The 19,874-nt window shown below is 62.6% G+C and carries 18 protein-coding genes, 1 other RNA gene and 1 pseudogene; 10 read left to right on the forward strand and 10 right to left on the reverse strand.

Translation table 11 applies throughout. The features are described from left to right. The first annotated feature begins 160 nt into the window (after window positions 1-160). Window positions 161-516: a transfer-messenger RNA gene (gene ssrA, locus ACZ5WQ_RS11505) on the forward strand. Window positions 517-876: 360 nt separating this feature from the next. Here ssrA and ACZ5WQ_RS11510 read toward each other — a convergent pair. The 3 genes from ACZ5WQ_RS11510 to ACZ5WQ_RS11520 all read right to left on the reverse strand — a co-directional run bounded on the left by ACZ5WQ_RS11510 (window position 877) and on the right by ACZ5WQ_RS11520 (window position 3,838). After that, on the reverse strand, window positions 877-2,637 hold the full coding sequence (locus ACZ5WQ_RS11510) for an ATP-binding response regulator (RefSeq protein ID WP_464382345.1): 1,761 nt from the start codon (window positions 2,635-2,637) through the stop codon (window positions 877-879). A gap of 167 nt (window positions 2,638-2,804) precedes the next feature. Next, a complete protein-coding gene (locus ACZ5WQ_RS11515; RefSeq protein WP_464382346.1) occupies window positions 2,805-3,425 on the reverse strand; it encodes a response regulator in 621 nt (206 codons plus the stop codon). A gap of 14 nt (window positions 3,426-3,439) precedes the next feature. Next, window positions 3,440-3,838, reverse strand: coding sequence for a hypothetical protein (locus ACZ5WQ_RS11520; protein ID WP_464382347.1), 399 nt, complete (start codon window positions 3,836-3,838; stop codon window positions 3,440-3,442). A gap of 407 nt (window positions 3,839-4,245) precedes the next feature. Between ACZ5WQ_RS11520 and ACZ5WQ_RS11525 the strand changes: the two genes are divergently transcribed. Together ACZ5WQ_RS11525 and ACZ5WQ_RS11530 are read left to right on the forward strand one after the other, a co-directional pair. Beyond that, window positions 4,246-4,734 carry a DUF3015 domain-containing protein gene (locus ACZ5WQ_RS11525; protein WP_088277213.1) on the forward strand — a complete coding sequence of 163 codons (489 nt, stop codon included), beginning with the start codon at window positions 4,246-4,248 and terminating at the stop codon, window positions 4,732-4,734. An 89-nt stretch (window positions 4,735-4,823) separates the two neighbouring features. Continuing rightward, the gene (locus ACZ5WQ_RS11530; RefSeq protein WP_464382348.1) at window positions 4,824-6,680 is read left to right on the forward strand and encodes an Lnb N-terminal periplasmic domain-containing protein; all 1,857 of its coding nucleotides are present in this window, start codon (window positions 4,824-4,826) and stop codon (window positions 6,678-6,680) included. 26 nt (window positions 6,681-6,706) lie between these two features. Here ACZ5WQ_RS11530 and ACZ5WQ_RS11535 read toward each other — a convergent pair whose 3' ends face one another. Next, window positions 6,707-7,141: a nuclear transport factor 2 family protein gene (locus tag ACZ5WQ_RS11535; protein ID WP_269688563.1), complete on the reverse strand. Its 435-nt coding sequence runs from the start codon at window positions 7,139-7,141 to the stop codon at window positions 6,707-6,709. A 192-nt stretch (window positions 7,142-7,333) separates the two neighbouring features. Between ACZ5WQ_RS11535 and ACZ5WQ_RS11540 the strand changes: the two genes are divergently transcribed. The 3 genes and pseudogenes from ACZ5WQ_RS11540 (at window position 7,334) to ACZ5WQ_RS11550 (ending at window position 9,281) form a co-directional block, all read left to right on the forward strand. Further along, on the forward strand, window positions 7,334-7,963 hold the full coding sequence (locus ACZ5WQ_RS11540; RefSeq protein ID WP_088277219.1) for a TetR/AcrR family transcriptional regulator: 630 nt from the start codon (window positions 7,334-7,336) through the stop codon (window positions 7,961-7,963). A gap of 262 nt (window positions 7,964-8,225) precedes the next feature. After that, window positions 8,226-8,876, forward strand: a pseudogene (locus tag ACZ5WQ_RS11545) (HPP family protein); the annotation flags it as partial. Between the two features lie 9 nt (window positions 8,877-8,885). Then, the gene (locus ACZ5WQ_RS11550; RefSeq protein WP_464383648.1) at window positions 8,886-9,281 is read left to right on the forward strand and encodes a CBS domain-containing protein; all 396 of its coding nucleotides are present in this window, start codon (window positions 8,886-8,888) and stop codon (window positions 9,279-9,281) included. Here ACZ5WQ_RS11550 and ACZ5WQ_RS11555 read toward each other — a convergent pair. Beyond that, window positions 9,278-10,147: a LysR family transcriptional regulator gene (locus ACZ5WQ_RS11555; protein ID WP_464382349.1), complete on the reverse strand. Its 870-nt coding sequence runs from the start codon at window positions 10,145-10,147 to the stop codon at window positions 9,278-9,280. The genes ACZ5WQ_RS11550 and ACZ5WQ_RS11555 overlap by 4 nt on opposite strands. A 189-nt stretch (window positions 10,148-10,336) precedes the next feature. Here ACZ5WQ_RS11555 and ACZ5WQ_RS11560 point away from each other — a divergent pair, with 189 nt between their 5' ends. Continuing rightward, entirely contained in the window at window positions 10,337-10,756 is a 420-nt protein-coding gene (locus ACZ5WQ_RS11560) for a hypothetical protein (protein ID WP_335600579.1), read from the forward strand. A 146-nt stretch (window positions 10,757-10,902) separates the two neighbouring features. Next, window positions 10,903-12,186 (forward strand): prephenate-dependent tRNA uridine(34) hydroxylase TrhP, encoded by a 1,284-nt coding sequence (gene trhP / locus ACZ5WQ_RS11565; protein ID WP_464382350.1) that lies wholly within the window; start codon window positions 10,903-10,905, stop codon window positions 12,184-12,186. 216 nt (window positions 12,187-12,402) lie between these two features. On the opposite strand, the gene ACZ5WQ_RS11570 is transcribed toward trhP, so the two are convergent. The 5 genes from ACZ5WQ_RS11570 to ACZ5WQ_RS11590 are packed head-to-tail and all read right to left on the reverse strand — an operon-like array spanning window position 12,403 to window position 15,946. Beyond that, window positions 12,403-12,651 carry a YdcH family protein gene (locus ACZ5WQ_RS11570; RefSeq protein ID WP_285677248.1) on the reverse strand — a complete coding sequence of 83 codons (249 nt, stop codon included), beginning with the start codon at window positions 12,649-12,651 and terminating at the stop codon, window positions 12,403-12,405. Between the two features lie 50 nt (window positions 12,652-12,701). Further along, window positions 12,702-13,424 (reverse strand): LrgB family protein, encoded by a 723-nt coding sequence (locus ACZ5WQ_RS11575; protein WP_464382351.1) that lies wholly within the window; start codon window positions 13,422-13,424, stop codon window positions 12,702-12,704. After that, window positions 13,417-13,767, reverse strand: coding sequence for a CidA/LrgA family protein (locus tag ACZ5WQ_RS11580; protein ID WP_464382352.1), 351 nt, complete (start codon window positions 13,765-13,767; stop codon window positions 13,417-13,419). The genes ACZ5WQ_RS11575 and ACZ5WQ_RS11580 overlap by 8 nt, the downstream gene beginning before the upstream one ends. Beyond that, a complete protein-coding gene (locus ACZ5WQ_RS11585) occupies window positions 13,761-14,279 on the reverse strand; it encodes a DUF934 domain-containing protein (RefSeq protein ID WP_464382353.1) in 519 nt (172 codons plus the stop codon). The genes ACZ5WQ_RS11580 and ACZ5WQ_RS11585 overlap by 7 nt, the downstream gene beginning before the upstream one ends. After that, window positions 14,276-15,946 (reverse strand): nitrite/sulfite reductase, encoded by a 1,671-nt coding sequence (locus tag ACZ5WQ_RS11590; protein ID WP_464382354.1) that lies wholly within the window; start codon window positions 15,944-15,946, stop codon window positions 14,276-14,278. Before ACZ5WQ_RS11590 ends, ACZ5WQ_RS11585 begins: the two co-directional genes overlap by 4 nt. Window positions 15,947-16,959: 1,013 nt before the next feature. Here ACZ5WQ_RS11590 and ccoG point away from each other — a divergent pair. After that, window positions 16,960-18,339: a cytochrome c oxidase accessory protein CcoG gene (gene ccoG, locus ACZ5WQ_RS11595; protein WP_285677253.1), complete on the forward strand. Its 1,380-nt coding sequence runs from the start codon at window positions 16,960-16,962 to the stop codon at window positions 18,337-18,339. A gap of 63 nt (window positions 18,340-18,402) precedes the next feature. Continuing rightward, window positions 18,403-19,812, forward strand: coding sequence for a GntR family transcriptional regulator MpaR (mapR, locus tag ACZ5WQ_RS11600; RefSeq protein WP_464382355.1), 1,410 nt, complete (start codon window positions 18,403-18,405; stop codon window positions 19,810-19,812). Window positions 19,813-19,874: the final 62 nt, after the last annotated feature.

Here is a 19,874-nt window from a genome sequence, read left to right on the forward strand (position 1 = left end):
GCCGTGGCGGCTCGGGGAAAACGAAATGCGTCAGGCCGCTTGACGATCACGCCCGCACACCGCGCAAACCGGGCAGAACCGCCCTGGCCTGCAAACGATAGCTATTACTCAGGGAACCTTTCGCGTACAATCGCATCTTAGTAACAGACCTGAAAGATTTGGGGCCGATTTGGATTCGACGACGGTTACAAAACTTGAGGGGCATGCCGAGCTGGTAGCAGAACTCGTAAATTCGCTGCTGCAAACTTATAGTTGCCAACGACGACAACTACGCACTAGCCGCTTAAGCCGGCTAGCAGCCTCTAGGGGATGCCTGTAAACCCGAAGATTTGGCTGTCAGATAGAACAGGATCGCCGCCAAGTTTGCTGTAGACGTAACGGCTAAAACTTATACAGCTCGCTCCAAGCACCCTGCCACTCGGGCGGCGCGGAGTTAACTAAGTAGAGATGGCTAAGCATGTAGAACCGATAGCGGCGGACTGGCGGACGGGGGTTCAAATCCCCCCGGCTCCACCAAATGCAAGTTTTCACATGTACCCTCATGACTGAAAACACCCCCTGAAAGCCCGCCCCGTGCGGGCTTTCTTGTATCTACACGTTCCCCGGTAAATCCATGCCGCATTGCGCTTCGTGTATCCCCTGCGCGTCTCCCACGCAAACTTCAATTGCCGGCCGGGTATATGAGCACGCTGAAATTGAGCATCGCACCTTCACCGGTAAGCTGGTCGCCAGCCTTGATGCGGATGTTTCGCTGTTTCTTGAGCCTGGCACCCCGACCTCCCGAGGGCACCGAATAGGCATTGGGACGTCCCACCAGTTACGAATCTGACAGGCGACTGGTTATGGTCGGCCATGTGTCTGTCAGCTGCCCAGTGCTCACTTCGCTGCTAAGTGCGTTCCCAACGCTCGGCTGATCGCGTCATGGAGGCGTGTTGTATCCACCGGCTTGTGCAGCAACAGGGCGCCGGTGCTTTGCGCTTCACGCAGGCGATCGGGGGCGGTATCGCCGGTGATGATGAAGGTGGGCGGCAGGACGCCGAGGCGCTCACGCAGGGCTGCCATCACATCAGCGCCGGTCTGACCGTCACGCAACCGGTAATCGACAATCAGCAGATCGGGCAAGGCGCTGCACCCCTGCAGGGCGCTGGCGGCGGAGTCGGCAACCAGACAGCGGCAGCCCCAGGAGGAAAGCAGCTCACTCATTGCCACGCGGACCGCTTCGTCATCATCGACCACCAGCACCGAGACGCCATCGAAATTGGCTAGCTTTCGGACCGGTGCGCTGGTGTCGCTGACGACACCGCCCTGCTCGACCGGAACGATCAGACGAAAGACCGAGCCCTTGCCCGGCACCGATGCCAGTTCCAGCTCGACTTCCAGGGTATTGCATAGCCCCTGAACAATGGCCAGCCCCAGGCCAAGCCCTTTGCGCCGGTCACGCTCGGGGTTACCCAGTTGGAAAAATTCCTGAAAGACTGCCTGGCGGTTTTCTTCGGCAATGCCTATGCCGGTATCCCAAACTTCGATATGCGCCATGGCACCACGCCTGCGACACGCCACCAGAACACCGCCCTGTTCGGTGTAACGCAACGCGTTGCTGATCAGGTTACGCAGGATCAGTTCGACCAGTGAAGGATCGGTATCGACGGCCAGTACGGTATCCCGGCAGCGATAGACCAGCCCCTGGGCATCGGCCTGCGGACCGAACTCGCGCTCCAGTTTGCTGAACAACGTCTGCAGCCGGAACCCACAGGGTGCCGGTTCGATCACGCCGGCTTCCAGCCGGGAATAATCCAGCAGCGTGTTGAGCATATGCCGGGCCGACGCCGAGACCGCCGCGGCGTTATCGAGCATTTCCTGCTGACGACCATTGATGCCACTGCGCCCCAGCGCCTCCAGAAACAACCCAAGCGCGTGCAGCGGCTGGCGCAGGTCGTGACTGGCCGCGGCGAGAAAGCTGGACTTGGCCCGGTTGGCAGAGACCGCTTCAGAACGGGCCAGCTCACGCTGTTCGGACTCCGCTCGGAGCTGCTCCACCAGTTCCAGGTTGGTGAACTGCAATTGCAGACTGTGCCGAGCGGCCTGTTGCGCGCCACTGGCGAACATGGTCATGCAGAGCAGGTAGATGAAACACAGACCGCCCAGACCGAGCATCAGCGGATCAGAGCTGAACAGGCTGACAATCATCAGCGGTGCTACCGCCGGGTAAATGTAAGCACAGTAAAGCGGCATACTGGAGGCATTGATGGCAAAGGTGCCCGCTCCATGGGTAATGATCACCACCATGATCAGTAACAAGGGGATGGGGGAGCTGGCATCCAGAATGAGTAGAGGCAAAACGCCCCAGACGATACCGGTACTGGCAAATACACCCACCAGCAACCAGAACCGCCGTGGCGCGGTCATCGTTCGATGTACGACGTTGCGCAGCAGGACGTAGGTCGTGCTGTTAAGCAACCAGCTGCAGGCCAGCCAGAAAAACCCGGTACGGTCATCGAACAGCCAGTAGAGGGTCAACGCACAGAACAGGCCCAGCATGCTGGCGCCGACAATGCCTACGCCCAGCAGGTGTTGGGTAATGAGCTTGGCCTGTTCATTAAACAGGCGCGCCTCAGGCAAACGCCAGGGGGCAAGCATTTGCCCTGCCAATCCGTCGGACACTGCCACGCCCCTCCCCAAGGTCACGATGACACGCGGCATCACCAAGGCGGCGGCACGCAGTAGTCCGAAATATAGAGCATCATCGTGCCATCACCAACCAGAAACACGGCCGCCCGCAATTACGTATGAGCTGCGCGGTGCGCTCAACGAATTATGCCCCGGACGCGGGCGACTACCGCGGCCTCCGTGCGACTGCTGACGCCCAGAGCGGCCAATATTGCCGAGACGTGGACGCGCACCGTGTTCTCAGCCATGCCCAGCTCTCGGGCAATAGCCTTGTTTGAGCGCCCCTCGGCGAGCAAGCAGAGCACCTCGACCTGCCGCGCGGTCAACGCCGGGGCGCCAGTGCTCACCTCGGTGTTATCCGCATCACTCCAGCTTTGCTCCCCACTGAGCAGCGCGTCGATCGCAGCAGCGATCTGGTAGGCGTCGGCTGCCTTGCTGAGAAAGCCATCAGCCCCCTTTTCCCGTGCCTGGGTGCGCCAGCCGAAGTCATCGTTACCGGACAGCACCAATACCGAGGCTGCCGGAAATTGCCGTCGCAGCAGGGCGATTCCATCCAAGCCATTCAGGCCCGGCATGCACACATCCAGAATGATCAACGCCACATCGGAGCGCTCGATACGTCTGGCTTCGGCAACCGACCCGGCTTCCAGCAGCTCGCCCAGCTGCGGATGCTGCGCCAGCAACATGGCCAGTCCGGCCCGGAACAGCGCATGATCATCAATCAGCAGAGCGCACTTCTGCGCGCTGCGTGTTCCCATTGTCACTAGCTGTGTCACTCCTGTGAAATCCTGAACCCGGCATGCTCTTCAAATACGGGTTGATGCAGACCTTGACAGCCGAAGCCACCAGCAATCGAGATTGCTGGCTCGAAGCGCACCAATCCGTTCTCGACCTCAAGATAACCATCAACAAAGCGCAAGGTTGCAGAGTTCGTCCATAAGGGGTCGCCGGTGCGACTCCCGATAATAACTATGTGACCACCCTCCAGGCGCCAGCGGCCAACACTCATCACTTCGTCTCCAACCTGGTGGCAGCCGGGCAAACCCGGCATATAACTGCGATAGAACTGGGTCCAGTAGCCATCGGCATGAAACTTCATATCGGCGTAGACGTAGCCTGGTTGCCCGTACAGCGATACAGAACGGGCCGCGTGCCAATAGCTGCCCGTCAACTGCGCCTCCAATGAGTCGGCGTGTGCAGCGCTGAGGTATACCATCGCTGCACAGGCTGCAGCCAGCCAGGCACAACGAATCCTGCATGCGCTCATATACCATCCCCCTGTTCCGGATGCCTGCCATGGCCATCGAACATCCTGCAGAAAAGGGTACGTGGTAGCTTCAAGCGAAACCTATAACTCAGATGGACTAGCGTCTGACCCTGATCCCGCGCCTGTCGACTTTAACCTGACGATGGACACCCAGTTATTCGAAGACCAGAGCGGAACCGCTCTGTATCAGGCATCACCAGGCAAATAGGCCAACTCGTTGTCATTAAACGAACGTCATGCCGTCAGCAAATTGCAACATAAGCGTCGCGCTGCTAGATTTCACCCACACTCACAAAACGGAAACCTGAGATATGAAACGGATTCTCATCGGTACGCTCTTCGCAGCCGCTTCTTTCAACGCATTTGCAGTTGCTCCGGGCGGCCCCGGTTGCGGCTGGGGCAACATGCTGTTCGAAGGCCAGAGCGGTCTGCCTTCCCACCTGGTAGCCTCCATCACCAACGGTACCTCCGGTAACGCCACCTTCGGCATGACCTCCGGTACCAACGGCTGTGATACCAGCGGTCGTCTGGCTTACAACGGCAAGCCGATGCTGGTTCTGGGCAGCATCATGAACGAGCTGTCCGAAGACGTCGCTCGCGGTGAAGGCGAAGCGCTGACCACCTACGCCGTCGTTCTGGGCATCCAGCCGGAAGATCGCGACCACTTCGCCGCCGTCACCCACGCCCACTTCAGCGAGATTTTCCCCAGCGCTGATGTCACTGCCGAGCAGGTTCACGCCGCCACCCTGAGCGTCATGCGTCAGGACGCCGTTCTGGCCAAGTACGCCGAACAGGCCTGATCGCCGCAACGCCTGACAGAAGGCCGGAGCGCAAGCCCGGCCTTCTGTTTTTGTGCGTGCCGTGCTGACTCCCTCCAATGAGAGCCTCCATGCTCAGATGTCTGGTTCCCCTGCTGCTCGGCAGCCTCTGCCTGCAGGCGCAGGCCAAACCACAGCTCACCCAGGAACAACGCGATGCCCTGGCCAGTGAGCGCTTCTGGCTGACGCTGGGCCACTACCAGCCCGCTCGCTGGGGCGGCTGGCGCAGCTACGTAGACGACAACGCCTTTTTCCTCGCCGGCAACGGCGCCGAGTCCCCGTCGGATGAACTGAGCGCAACCTTGGATGGGCTGTATGCCAGCGCCGCACAGGGCAACGACCATGTGCAATGCCGCTACCCCTCACGTACCCGCTGGCTGCGTGAACAGCTGAACCTGAACGACCTGCCGACACCGAACTGCAGCGAGTACAACGACTGGTACGAGGACATCGCGCCGTACTCCACCGTGCTGGTGTTTCCGGACGCCTACCTGAACAGCCCGTCATCGATGTTCGGCCACACCCTGCTGCGTATCGACTCACCGGAAACCGCCGGCAGCGGCACCAGCCTGCTGACCTACGCACTCAACTTCGGGGCCATGGTCGAGAATATGGACAACGGCGTGCTCTACGCCTGGAAAGGCCTGGCCGGCGGCTACCCCGGACAGTTCTCGCTGCTGCCCTACCGCGACAAGATCAGCGAATACAGCCGACTGGAAAACCGCGACCTGTGGGAGTACCAACTTGATCTGAGCCCGGAAGAAACCGCGCGCATGGTCGAGCACGTGTGGGAACTGCGTCAGGTCCGCTTCGACTACTACTTCTTTGACGAAAACTGCTCGTTCCGGCTGCTCGAGCTGCTGGAAGTGGCCCGGCCGTCGCTGCGCCTGACCGACCAGTTCCCGCTGACCGCCATCCCCGCCGATACCGTGCGTGCGGTGCGCGAGGCCGGGCTGATCACCGAGGTGAACTACCGACCTTCACGCGAACGCGAACTGCTGGCCCGCGCCGCGCCCCTGACCGCTGACGAAGCACGATGGGTCACCCGGCTCGCCGGCGACAGCGCCCAGCTAAAGAGCAGCGCCTTTGCCGCATTGCCACGCGAACGTCAGGCGCTGATTCAGGAAGCCGCCTACCGGCTGGCACGTTACGAGGCCAGCGGCAAGGCGCGTGACTCGGCCGATGCCGCCAACAGCTACGCCCTGCTGCAAGCCATCAATCTCAACCCGCCACCGGCGCTGAACATCGAGACGCCGACCTATCCCGAGTTTGGGCACGAGTCCCGCACCTGGCAGCTCGCCGCAGGCAGCCGTGAGAACCGCGCCTTCGCCGAATACGGGTTGCGTATGGCCTACCACGATCTGGCGGACAATCTGGCAGGCTTTCCGCTTGGCGCGCAGATCGAGCTGGGTGACATCAGGCTGCGGCGGTACGAGGGCAATCACTGGCAGCTGGAACAACTGGAGCTGGTCAACATCCGCTCGCTGACACCCCGCAGCGCACTGCTCAAGCCGTGGTCCTGGCAGGTCGCCACCGGCTGGGAGCGGGTCGCGGGCGAGAACGGCAACCACCGGCTGGTGCCGCACCTCAACGGCGGCGGCGGCTTTGCCTGGCAGCCATGGGACAGCGTGCTCGGCTACAGCCTGGCCACCCTGCGGCTGGAACATCATCGTGACTTCGATGCACCGCTGAATGCCGCTGCCGGTTTCAACCTGGGGCTACTGTGGCGCAACCCGCTCGGCAGCCTTCTGGCAGAAGGCCGCGGCGACTACTTTGACAACGGTGAAGTACGCCGCAGCCTGGCTCTGGCCCAGCAATGGGAGCTGAGCCGCAATCTGGGGCTGCGCCTGCAGGCCTCACGCGAGTTCAGCCAGTTCAGCGCACCGCAGACGGAGTTCGCCCTGCAGCTGCGCTGGTATCACTACTGAGGGCGCGGGGCCATGGCCCCGCCAACTCACGCCCTGGCCTTGGCTGCCGCCAGATAGCTGGCCAGACGACTGCCCATCTCCTGCCCCAGCGCCTGCAAACCGCTCATCGGCCGCACCATCACTTCAAACTCGACAATCTTGCCGGCCTCGTTGAAGCGCACCATATCGATGCCCTTGAGCTGACGACCGTTCACCTCGGCGCTGAACTCAAGCACCACATTCAAGCCATCGGCCGTGGCCAACTGGCGGTGATAGGTAAAGTTCTCGAACACCTGCAACACCGTGCCGAGGATGGTCGCCACCACCTCAGCCCCCGGATATGGCGAGTGCGCCATGGGCGAGCGAAACACCGCGCCGGCATCCAGCAGGCTGGGCAGATCGCTCAGATCCTTGTGCTCTACCATCCGGTGCCAATGCTCAAGGCTGGCCGCCGCTGCGGGGTGGAGTTGCAGTTCAGACATGGAATTCTCCTTTGGCGCTGGCACCAAACCAGCAAACTTATCATTGTTAAGATCAAGCCAAAAAATAACCGGCAACCTGCTGTCGCAAGTACCGGTGAATGGGCACGTTACGACGCAATCTTAACAACGTCAAGATAACACCATGCTAGGATGCGACCACACCGTCATCACCGCAGCAGAGACATAGGCTCCATGGCAAAACCCGCAAACCGCTCCCGCGACGCCTACCACGTCGGCAATCTGGCCCCGCAACTGCTGGCAGCGGCCCGCACGCTGCTGGAGGAAGTCGGCCCGACCAAGTTGTCGCTACGTGCGGTATCAGAGCGAGTCGGGGTCAGCGCGACCGCAGCCTATCACCACTTCCAGAACCGCAACGAGCTGATAAGTCATCTTGCCGCGCAGGGCTTTGCAGAGCTGGCAGCGGCGCTGCAACGCGCCTGCAGCAACGGTTCAGGGCTCGACAGAGTGCGCGCCGGCAGCCTCGCCTACCTGCACTTTGCCCGCAGCAACCCGGCGCTGTACCAATTGATGTTTGGCCCGGAGTTCACCGACGAAGCCCTGATTCCGGCACTCCAGCGCGAACGGCTGGCGGCCTTTGGCGAGCTCAAGCGCATGGTGGCCGAGACCCTTGGGCAAGCATTGGACAGCTCTGACGTACGCAAGGCGTCTGTCGCCGCCTGGTCCTACATCCACGGACTGACCTCGCTGGTCATACACGGACTGCTGCCGGGCGCCGCAGACAACAGCGACGAGCACTTTGTCGAGCGCACACTCGAAGGCTTTGCTGCGCTGGCAATCAGCTGCACTACGCCAATCAAATAAAAATTATCGAATTCAAGCTCAATTATTATTGATTTGTCTTTAGGCAAGCCGCGCCGCACACTCGTGCCCGCTTGCCTACCAGCGCCCGAAACCGAACCGCGGCTCCCCTGCTGATCTGGTTACGGCGCTGGCCAGCCGGCCTTCCATACTGCCCTGCTGCATGAAACCCACGACCATGAATAACCACACCCAACTATCCCTGCCCGCCACTCGGCAGGGCTCGCCGCTGCTCGGCGGCCAACTATCGACTCATCCGCGTGAAATGCTGCGCGCAACCCTGGGCGCAGCCCTGGGCCTTAGCCTGAGTGTGTGGCTCTGCCAACAGGTATTCGGTACGGCGGTGGCGACCCTGCTGATCGGCCCGGTTGGCGCTTCTGCCATCCTGTTGTTTGCCGTACCATCCGGTGCACTGGCCCAGCCATGGTCAATTCTCGGCGGCTACCTGACCTCAGCCGTGGTGGCCACCGCCGTTGCCCAACTGGGCGGGCACAGCCTGCCGATGGCATCGCTTGCTGTAGGCCTGTCAGTGCTGACGATGTTTCTGCTGCGCTGCCTGCATCCGCCCGGGGGCGCTGTGGCTCTGTGCGTAGTACTGGCAGGGCCGGCACTGCAGGCGCTGGGCGAAAGGGCCATTCTGCCGGTGATGCTCAACGCCCTATCGTTGCTGACCATGGCGGTGCTCTACAACAGCCTCACCGGGTTACGTTAACCCAAACGCCCAGCACCGCAGATCAACATGCACCCTGCTGCTGACAGTACTCCCGCGCTATCCAGCGGCATTACTGCGGAGGACCTGGACCAGGCACTGGAGGGATTCGGCGGCTTTGTCGACCTGACCCGTGAGGATCTCGGCCAACTGATTGAAAAGGCAGAGCAGGCGGCGATGCGCCGACGAGTCGGTGCCGTGCAGGCTGCCGACATCATGACCCGGGAGCTGCACTTGATCAGCCCGGAAACTACCGTGCGTGATGCGCTCGACCTGCTCGGAGCAATGCGTTTGAAGGTACTGCCGGTTACCGACACCGAGCAGCGCCTGGTAGGTGTCGTGACGCTGGTTGATCTGGCCAGCGTACTGGATCGCAGGCGTCTCCGGCTGGTGCGCCGCAGGCCCAACGATCGTACGCCGGTCAGCGAAATCATGACCGCGCAAGTCACCGCGGTCGCAGCGCAGGCACCGTTAGGCGATCTGGTACCACTCCTGTCCGAGCGCGGTCTGCATGCTCTGCCGGTGCTTGACGGAGACAGACTGGTGGGCCTGGTCACCCAGACTGACCTGATAGGCGCTTTGCAACGTGGTCTTTGTGGCCAACGCGGCTAGGCCGCTGATACCGGACTCCAGCGCTGCGACCAGTCGTGGTCGCCGCGTGCCGCCTCGCGCAACAGGTCCAGCGCCTGCTGAAGACTGTCGCTGTCGCGCTCGCGTGAATAAACCAGCCAGGTCGGAAAACTGAATTCTGGCGCCTGCGGGACGCGCACAAGGGCGCCGCTATCCAGATAACTCTGCACCACCCGAGTGCGAAAATACCCGGCACCACCGTAGCTGAGCAGATACTGCAGCGCCAAAGGCCCCAGGTTGAAACTCAGCTCGGCGCGCGCCCGTTCCGGCAAGGCTCGATCGTGCTGTTGCCGGAAGGCGTCACCCCAGTCGATATAAATGTAGGGCTCGGGGTTACTCGGCAGACAAACCTGTATCAGCTTCTCTTCCAGCAGCTCCTCTACCTGCAGCCCGGGCCAATAGGTCGGCTGAAAAACCAGAGCGGCGTCGAGCGCGCCCTGCTCCAGCTTGCGCTGCAATTGCCCACCATCGCCCACCTCTGCCCGGACAGCCTGACTGCCCAGGCGCCGACGCAGCAGACTGACCCAATGCAACATCAACGGATTGCACAGGCTCGGCTCTGCCCCCACATGCAAGACGTTGTCGATACCGCAGAGCAGCGGCAGGTCACGCTGGGCCGCCTCCCAGGCCTGCACCATGCGATTGGCGTAGGCAACGAACTGCTCACCGTCGGGAGTCAGACGCGCGCCCCCACGGTTGCGCACAAACAGCGTGCAGTTGAGTTGCGACTCCAGGCTCTGGATACGCGCGGTGACCGCAGCCTGGGTCACATGCAGTTGCTCTGCAGCCGCCACCAGACTGCCGCTGCGGACGATTTCCAGAAAAGTACGGGCCAGGCTGATATCCATATGCGACTCTTGTATGTTCGACATGCGAAGGCTGAAGCAGCCCAAGATTGTCCTCCATCAGCGGGCCAGCGCCAACCGGCCGGAAGCGTCAATAAAGCGGCCAAGAGCCGAACATAAAAAATATTCGCCATTTTCTTGCCATTGCACGCCTCGGGCGAGAGACTGAAAAGCCCAACCAAGGAGGACAGCATGAAGATTCCATTACGGACTACTCTCAGCGCAGCCGTACTTGCGACCACCCTCGGCGTAATGCCGACGACAGCCAGCGCCAGCGATCTCGGCTACGGTGTCGGTATCAGCTATGTATTCGGCCAGGGTCTGGCAGTCGGGATAAAGGCCTTCGCTGACGACGAGGCCAACGAAGGTACGGTCGGCATTGGTATGGACTATGTGTTCAGCAACAGCGGATTGCGCCCGAATGTCGGCATTGGCTACCTCGGCGACGGCTACTATGGCGATCTGAACCTGGGCTACAACCTGGGTATCGGCGAATTCGATCTCGGCGTTGGTGCCGGCTGGTCCGATGCCGACGACAAGTCGAAGAACCGCCCGGCGGCATCCCCGGACAACCCGCCTCCGCCACCCCCGCCGGACCAGCAACCCGGCTGATGCGATGTTGCAGAGGCCGCCGACACGGCCTCTGCCCTGCTTCACGAAGACCCGCCTTATCTATCCCCGGCTGACCCCGATCAATAACCGCACTCCGGCACTCCGCTAAGCTCGCCGACTTTCTGTCGACCATGCGGTACATCATCATGCCCAACGCTCCCGAACTGCTGGCCCCGGCCGGCACCCTCAAGGCCATGCGCTACGCCTTTGCCTACGGCGCCGACGCGGTGTATGCCGGCCAGCCGCGCTACAGCCTGCGCGTGCGTGAAAACGATTTCCACGATCCCGAGGTCATGGCCGACGGCATCAGGGAAGCGCACGCACTCGGCAAACGCTTTTATCTGGCCAGCAATATCGCCGCCCATAACAGCAAGGTCGCTACCTACCTGCGCGACCTTGAACCGGTGGTAGCCATGGGGCCCGATGCGCTGATCATGTCGGACCCGGGGCTGATCATGCTGGTGCGCGAGCGCTGGCCGGAGCTGCCGGTGCACCTCTCGGTGCAGGCCAACGCGGTGAACTGGGCGACCGTCAAGTTCTGGCAGCAGCTGGGGCTGGAGCGCATCATTCTGTCGCGCGAGCTGTCGCTGGAAGAGGTCGAGGAAATCCGCCAGCGCTGCCCGGATGTCGGCCTTGAGGTGTTCGTGCACGGCGCGCTGTGCATCGCCTACTCCGGGCGCTGCCTGCTGTCCGGCTACTTCAACCACCGCGACGCCAACCAGGGCGCGTGCACCAACGCCTGCCGCTGGCAGTATGACGTAAAACCCGCAGTCGAAACTGCCGAAGGCAACATCGAGCCAGTCGCACAGCCGGTGCAGATCATCACCCAGCACGACAAACCCGACGAGCCGATGGCAATCGAGGAAGACGAACACGGCACCTACATCATGAACTCCAAGGACCTGCGCGCGGTGCAGCACGTCGAGCGCTTTGTGCAGATGGGCGTGGATTCGCTGAAGATCGAGGGACGCACCAAATCGCATTTCTATGTTGCCCGCACGGTGCAGGTCTACCGCCAGGCGATCGATGACGCGGTGGCCGGTCGCCCTTTCAATCTGGGCCTGATGGACGATCTGGAGAGCCTGGCCAACCGCGGCTACACCGAAGGCTTCTACCGCCGCCACCCACCCGGGGTCTACCAGAACTACGAGCAGGGCGCCTCGCGCATGACCCGCCACCAGTTTGTCGGCGAGCTGACCGGCGAAGCCAGCGACTGGATCGAGATCGATGTGAAGAACCGCTTCGCCCTTGGCGATCAGTTGGAACTGATGACCCCGCAGGGTAACCACAGCTTTGTGCTTGAAGCCCTGCAGGACCGCAACGGCAACGCCATTGAGGTCGCCCCGGGCAACGGCCACCAGGTGCGCATTCCACGCCCGCCGCTGGCCGATCTCAAGTACGCATTGCTGATGCGCTGGCTGCCGGCCTGACGACCGAAGCAAGGGCAAGTATGCAGGGGACACTGAGCTGCGCCCTTGCGCCGGACAACTGCACGGATTGATCGTCCGTCATTGTCCTCGCCCGCAGCGGGACCAGGCCCGGTCTGCCTTGTTACGCCGGGCGAGGACACTGAAGTGCTGGTATTCGATCGCAGAGCAAACGCACTGCCGGGCGTCTGATGCGCTCGGCAGGCATAGCGCGCGGACTCAGTCCCGCGCGGCCTTGAGCAGCAAGCTGTAGAGCTGATCCTTAAGATGGGCGCGTTGCTTTTTCATCTGCTGAAAGGTGGTGTCCTCCACCGGGGACTCGCGCTTCTCCAGCCGCATGATTTCCCGGTCCAGAGCAGAGTACTCCTGCAATAGCTGCTTGAAGTGGGCATCCGCCTCAGTCAGTTGGTCGATCAGATCGCTGTACTGGGGAAACTCCCCATGCAACTCGTGATTTGCAATACCCATCGCCTACGCCTCCGTTGATTGATCGGGACACTCCTGTGAGCCTAGTCGATTCAGCCCAAAGCGCCCAACCAGCGCCAGCCAATCACGGCAGCGGGGAGCAGCAATGCGGTCAGCACACCGAGCGCCCCCATCGCCAGCGCGGCAAAGGCCGCACATTCATCGCCCTCCTCCAGCGCCCGGGCCGTACCCACCGCATGCGCATTCATGCCGTAGGCCATGCCCCGCGCCGCCGGGTGATTGACCCCGGCGAGCTTCAGCAACGGCGGCAACATCACGGTGCCCAATACACCGGTCAACATCACCAGCACGGCGGCCAGCGCCGCCAGCCCGCCCAGTTGCTCGGCCAGCGGCATGGCAATCGGCATGGTCACCGACTTGGTCGCCAGGGTCATCAGCACCGACAGGTCTGCCCCCAGTAACCAGGCGGCCAGCAAGGTCAACACCACGCTGGCGCTCCCACCAACCAGCAGTGTCACCAGCACCGGCCAGAGATTGGCGCGAATACGCCGCAAATTCCGATACAGGGGCACCGCCAGCGCGACTGTGGTGGGCCCGAGCAACCAGGAGATAGGCACAACAGCTTCACGGTAGGCGGCATAATCCAGCTGCAACAGGCGGATACCGGCAATGAGCAGCAGCATGGTGATCAATACCGGCTGCAGCACCAGCCAGCCGGTGCGTCGGTAGAGCCAGAGCGCAAACACAAAGGCCGCCAGCGTCAGCGCGATAGCGGTCAGTGGCGCATGGACCACCTGCAGCAGCGCGTCAGTCATCTTCCCGGCTCCCGGTCATCAGCCGCTGCATCAGCACGCCGCACAGCGGAATGCACAGCAGCAGCGACACGACCAACCCCGCGCCAATAGCGGGCAATTGCGCCAGCAGCACATCCCCGCCGAGCACAATACCGGTCGCCGGAATCGCCAGCATCAGCGGCAGGTAACCCAGCAACGCCGCGCTGGCCTGTTCCAGCGACTCAGGAATCCGGCCAAGCAGCACCAGCAACGCCAACAGCAGGAGCAAACCGATGACCGGCGCTGGCAGCATCGGCAGCCAGAGCGCCTGCAGCAAAGCCCCCATCGCCTGCATCACCACCAGCAGGAGCAGTCCCTTCAGCACTCGCTAGTCCGCCGGCGAAACAGCGGCCGCGGTTCAATCGCCGAGCGCCCGTAGAGCACGCTCATGCCGTTCAGCCCCTTCAGTGCATCCTCGGCCGACTTGTCCTCGCGCACGGCAAAGGCATCAAAGCCGCACTGGCGCATATGGCTGAGCTGATCGCGCAACACATCGCCGACCGCATGCAGTTCGCCGGTCCAGCCGATGCGGGTGCGCAGCAGGTAAGCCTGGCTGTAGCCACGGCCGTCGCGAAAGCTCGGGAACAGCACGGCAATCAGCGGCAGTACCGCCAGATAGGGTTGCAGCCGCTCGGCCTCGTCATCGGGTTGCAGGCAGACCGCGTCGGCACTGGGCTCTTGCCCACTCAATACCGCCTCGGGTTGGCGCTGCAGCCACGCATCCAGACTGAGAATCCGGGGACCATCGGCGGGCTCCTCACCGGTCAGCGCCAGCGTCCACAGGTCCTCATTCACCCGTTCAGGCCCATGCTCGGTGAGACGTATCAGATTGTTCATGCGCGCACCTCCTGCGCCGGATACACCCGCGCCTTGAACGGGGCAAGGCCGATACGCGCGACGGTATCGACAAAGCGCTCCGTGCCCTGCCGCTGCTCGCGGTACACCTCGGCCAGTTGGGCAATCACCTCGGGCACGTCCTCGGCACTGAAGGCCGGACCGATCACCTTGCCCAACGCGCTCTGCTTGCCCTGCGCCCCACCGATGGTGAGCTGGTACCACTCGCTACCGTTTTTATCGACGCCAAGAATGCCGATATTGCCAATGTGATGATGACCACAGGCGTTCATGCAGCCGGAAATGTTCAGGCTGATCTCGCCCAGATCCTGCAGCAGCTCGGGGTCGGCAAAGCGCTGTTGAATCGCCTGTGCCACCGGAATGGACTTGGCGTTGGCCAGTGAACAGTAATCGCCACCGGGGCAGGCAATCACGTCGGTCAGCAGGCCAATGTTGGGCGTGGCCAAACCGAACTCGCAGGCCTGCTGCCATAACGCGTAAAGATCTGCCTTGGCGACATCCGGCAGCACCAGATTCTGTTCGTGGGCGACCCGAATCTCGCCGAAGCCAAAGCGTTCGGCCATCAGCGCCACCTGCTCCATCTGCTCGGCAGTCACGTCACCGGGCGGCATGTCGGCACCCGGTTTGGTCGACAGCGTGACCGACACATAACCCGGCTGCTTGTGCGCGTGGGTGTTGCGCTGCACCCAGCGGGCAAACCCGGCGTCGCGCGCCAGCGCGCTGCCAAATTCCAGGTCCACCGCTGGCTGCGGCGGGTAGCTCGGCGGCTGAAAACTGGCGGCGACGCGCTCATACTCGGCGCGGGTCAGCTCGGCGGGGCCATCCTTGATGTGCTGCCATTCGGCCTCGACCTCGCGGGCAAAAGCGTCGATGCCGAGCGCCTTGATCAGAATCTTGATGCGCGCCTTGTACTTGTTGTCCCGGCGGCCGTGGCGGTTATAGACCCGTAGCACCGCCTCGACGTAGGACAACAGGTGCTGCCAGGGCAGCGCCCGACGGATCGGCTGCGACAGAATCGGCGTACGCCCCAGGCCGCCGCCGACCATGACGTCGAACAGCATCTCACCCGCGGCATCCCGGTACAGATAGAGCCCGATGTCGTGCATCATCACCGCCGCACGGTCTTCGCTGGCCGAGCACAGGGCAATCTTGAACTTGCGCGGCAGGTAGAGAAACTCCGGATTGATCGTCGACCACTGGCGCAGAATCTCGGCCAGCGGCCGCGGATCGAGCACCTCATCGGCAGCCACCCCGGCAAAGGCGTCGGTGCTGATATTGCGCACACAGTTGCCGGAGGTCTGAATCGCGTGCATGTCGACCGCCGCCAGCCGGGCCAGAATGTCGCCCACCTGCTCCAACTCGATCCAGTTGAACTGAATGTTCTGACGCGTGGTGAAGTGGCCGTAGCCGCGGTCAAAGTCGCGGGCGACGCCCGCCAGGGCGCGCAGCTGATCGGCCGACAGCGTGCCGTAGGGAATCGCCACCCGCAGCATGTAGGCATGGCGTTGCAGATACAGACCGTTCTGCAGGCGCAGCGGCAAAAACTCCTCCTCGCTCAGCTCGCCGCTCAGCCGCCGGCTGATCTGATCACGAAACTGGGCGACCCGCTCGGCAACCAGCGCCCGGTCATACTCATCGTAGTGGTACATGCTCACCTCTCGGCAGGCGGCAGTTCCCGCCAGCAGCAGGCCTCCCGCACAGTATCATCAAGGCGGCCACTATGCGCAGGCCGGCTGAGCCGTACCAGCCTCAGATCCGGCAAAAAAAACCGTATCAGTTGTACTGAAGGCGCTGTTTTTCTTAAAGCGCAAGGCAACACCGCATGGGGTTGCAGTGCGGCTGTTGACCAAATACTTGAAGGATTGAGTGTGCACCGTATTTCGTCCCGTTTACGCGGGCGAGTAGCGCAGGTTTGGCGGGAAGAAGAGCGGCAGCCTGTTTGAGGCTCGCAGAGCCGAGTTCTGCCGATCCCGTCAAACCGAGCAACACAGCGAACCCGAAGAGCCGCGTAGCCGGGTGCCCCGGGGGATACAGGGAAGCGCTAACCCATTCCACATACCCTCTGGCGTTCAAGCTGGGCTGCAATCAAGGCGTGGTTTCGAAGGCATGTCGGGACCTGTCGAGAGACCACAACGCAGAGTGCGGCCCAGCATGAACGCCCCGCAGGGCGGGCGCTCAAGCATGCATCTGCTGCGTTGCGCTGCTTGCCAATAGAACCACTATTGGCCGCACATCGCGCCTTGCATCTGCACGCTTGAGCACTCGCAGAGGGCATGCGGAATGGGTAAGCGCTTCCCTTGGGGGGCTGGGCAAGCAGCCCCCCTTGGCTCGCCGTGAAGGCGAAAGGCTGATTCAGAAGCAGCCCGCGGGCCCTCGCCTGATGAAAGTCGGCAGGCAAACTAGAGACGCCTAAAGCTAGCCTTAGACCTTTTTGAGTCCTCGCAAAGCTTGCCGCCAGCGCCCACGAAAAGCCTACGCGGACACGCCTTTGGCTTTGTCCGCACTACGCATCGTGCATGCGCAGAGAAGGCAAACACGCTGCGCCGGCCAGCGGAACGAGGCACCCATCTGATATGGTTTTTTGCATCCAATCTGAATCTGTTACCGAATCAGTTGCAGCCGCATCATCGCCTCAGCCTGAACTTCCAAGAGCCGTGATGCCATGACCAGTCATATTCCGCTGAAAGACCTGACACCCGCCCAGCAGGGCGGGCCCATTCACACCCGCAGTTTCAAGGGCCTGTACCGCAACTTGCGGCTGCTGGGCGCGGGTGCCCTGATGGTGCTGTTCTTCGGTACCGCCTGGATCGACTGGAACGGCCAGCAAGCCGTACTCTGGGATCTGGACAGCAAGCAGTTTCACATCTTCGGCGCGACCTTCTGGCCGCAGGATTTCATCCTGCTGTCGGCGATTCTGATGATTGCCGCCTTTGGCCTGTTCTTTATTACCGTGGTCGCCGGCCGTATCTGGTGCGGCTACAGCTGCCCGCAGAGCGTCTGGACCTGGATCTTCATGTGGGTCGAGAAAGTCACCGAGGGCGAGCGCCACCAGCGCATCCGCCTCGACGCCGCGCCATGGTCGCTGAACAAGCTGCTGCGCCGTGGCGCCAAGCACGGCCTGTGGCTGGCAATCAGCCTCGTGACCGCCATCGGTTTCATTGGCTACTTCACCCCGGTGCGCGAGCTGGTCAGCGACCTGCTGAGCTGGCAGGTTGGGGCGACTACCGCGTTCTGGCTGCTGTGCTTTACCGCTGCCACCTACTTCAACGCCGGCTGGCTGCGCGAGAAGGTATGCGTGCACATGTGCCCGTACTCGCGTTTTCAGAGCGCGATGTTTGACGCCGACACCCAGCTGGTCACCTATGACGCGGCGCGCGGTGAAGCGCGCGGCCCACGCAAGAAAAACACGGACCCGGCTGCCAGCGGTCTGGGGGACTGCATCGATTGCACCGTCTGCGTACAAGTCTGCCCGACCGGCATCGATATCCGCGACGGCCTGCAAATCGACTGCATCAGCTGCGGCGCCTGCATCGACGCCTGCAACGGCGTCATGGATCAGATGGGCTATGCCCGCGGGCTGATTCGCTATACCTCCGAGCGCGCACTGGCCGGCGGCAAGACCCACTGGCTGCGCCCGCGTCTGGTCGGCTACGCGATCGCCCTGCTGCTGATGATCGGTGGCCTGGTATGGGGCCTGCAGGAACGTCCGCTGATTGATCTGGACATCAGCCGCGACCGCAGCGTATTCCGCGCCAACAGCAATGGCGACATCGAAAACATCTATACCCTCAAGGTGCTGAACAAGACCCAGCAGAGCCGCGAGTACAGCGTGAGCCTGGCTGATGCCGAGCGCTTCAACACCCAGGGCCTCGGCAACCTGCAGGTTCCTGCGGGCGAAACCAGCACGGTGGCCGTGCGGGTCAGTCGCCGCGATACAGCCGCCGCTGGCAGCGAGCCGCTGGAGTTTGTGGTGCAGGACCTGAACGATCCGGCCAGCCGAGTCAGCGACGAGAGCACCTTCGTCTCTCCGGCCGTGCGCTGATATCGCATGCGCGCGCGTGATGGCCTACAGTGGCGGACTCCACCTTCAGAGTCGCAGAACGGGATGAAACGCTACGAAAAGCTGGCCGACGACATCGCCGAGCTGATCCGCACCGGGGTCATCGCCCCGGGCGAAAAAGTCCCTTCGGTGCGGCACGCCAGCAGCACCTACGGGGTCAGCCCGTCGACCGTGTTCCAGGCCTACTACCTGCTGGAAGACCGCGGACTGATTCAGGCCCGACCGCGCTCGGGCTATTTCGTCCACGCCCTGGCGAGGCGTCAGCTGAGCGAGCCGAATATCAGCCCCTACGCCTCCAGCAGCGTCGACGTGGACGTCAGCGAACTGGTGTTCTCGGTCCTTGGCTCGCTGAAAGACCCGGACATGGTCGCCTTCGGCTCGGCCTTTCCGAGCCCGGACCTGTTCCCGCTGGCGCGGCTGTCGCGCTCGCTGGCCAGCAGCGCACGTGACATGAAACCCCACTCGGTGATTGCCGACATGACCGCCGGCAACCCCGACCTGCGCCGCCAGATCGCCCTGCGCTATATGGTCAGTGGCATGCTGCTGCCGATGGACGAACTGGTGATCACCAACGGCGCGATGGAAGCGCTCAACCTCTGCCTGCAGTCGGTCACCCAGCCAGGCGACCTGGTCGCGATCGAGAGCCCGGCCTTCTATGCCACCCTGCAGGTGCTGGAGCGATTGCAGCTCAAGGCAGTCGAGATCCCGGTGCATCCGCGTGAGGGGATTGACCTCGACAGTCTGGCCGACAGCCTGCAGCGCTTTCCGATCAAGGCCTGCTGGTTCATGAGCAGCCTGCAGAACCCGCTGGGCGCCAGCATGAGCGACGCCAAGAAGAAGCAGCTCTATGCCCTGCTCAAACAGCATCAGGTGCCGATGATCGAGGACGATGTCTACGCCGAACTGTACTTCAGTGCCAAGCCACCCAGACCGGTCAAAAGTTTCGATACCGACGGGCTGGTGATGCACTGCGGCTCGTTCTCCAAGTGCCTGGCACCCGGTTATCGGGTCGGCTGGGTAGCGGCCGGGCGCTTTGCCGAGCAGGTCAGCCGCCTCAAACTGATGACCACCATTTCGTCCTCGGTACCCGCCCAGGCCGCGCTGGCCGACTACCTGCAGCACGGCGGCTACGACCGCCACCTGCGCCGGCTGCGCCACGCGCTGGAGAGCCAGCAGCGCGCCATGCTGGCCTCCGCCGCCCGGCACTTCCCCCGTGAGACGCGGGTCAGCCGCCCCAATGGCGGGTACTTTCTGTGGTTCGAGTTTCCCGAGCGGGTCGACTCGCTGCAGCTGTTCCAGCACGCGCTGGCGCAGGGCATCAGCCTCGCGCCGGGGCCGATCTTCTCGGCCAACCGGCAGTACCGCAACTGCGCCAGGCTGAACTACGGGCACCCCTGGGATGACCCCAGCGAGCAGGCCATGGCCGCACTCGGCCGGCTGATCGCCGCCTTCTGAGCCGCTGCGACAGCCAGCCGCAGTGCACCATGGCGTCACACTGACCCAGAGCAATATTCGAC

The sequence above is a fragment of the Halopseudomonas sp. T1L2 genome (genome assembly GCF_055397385.1).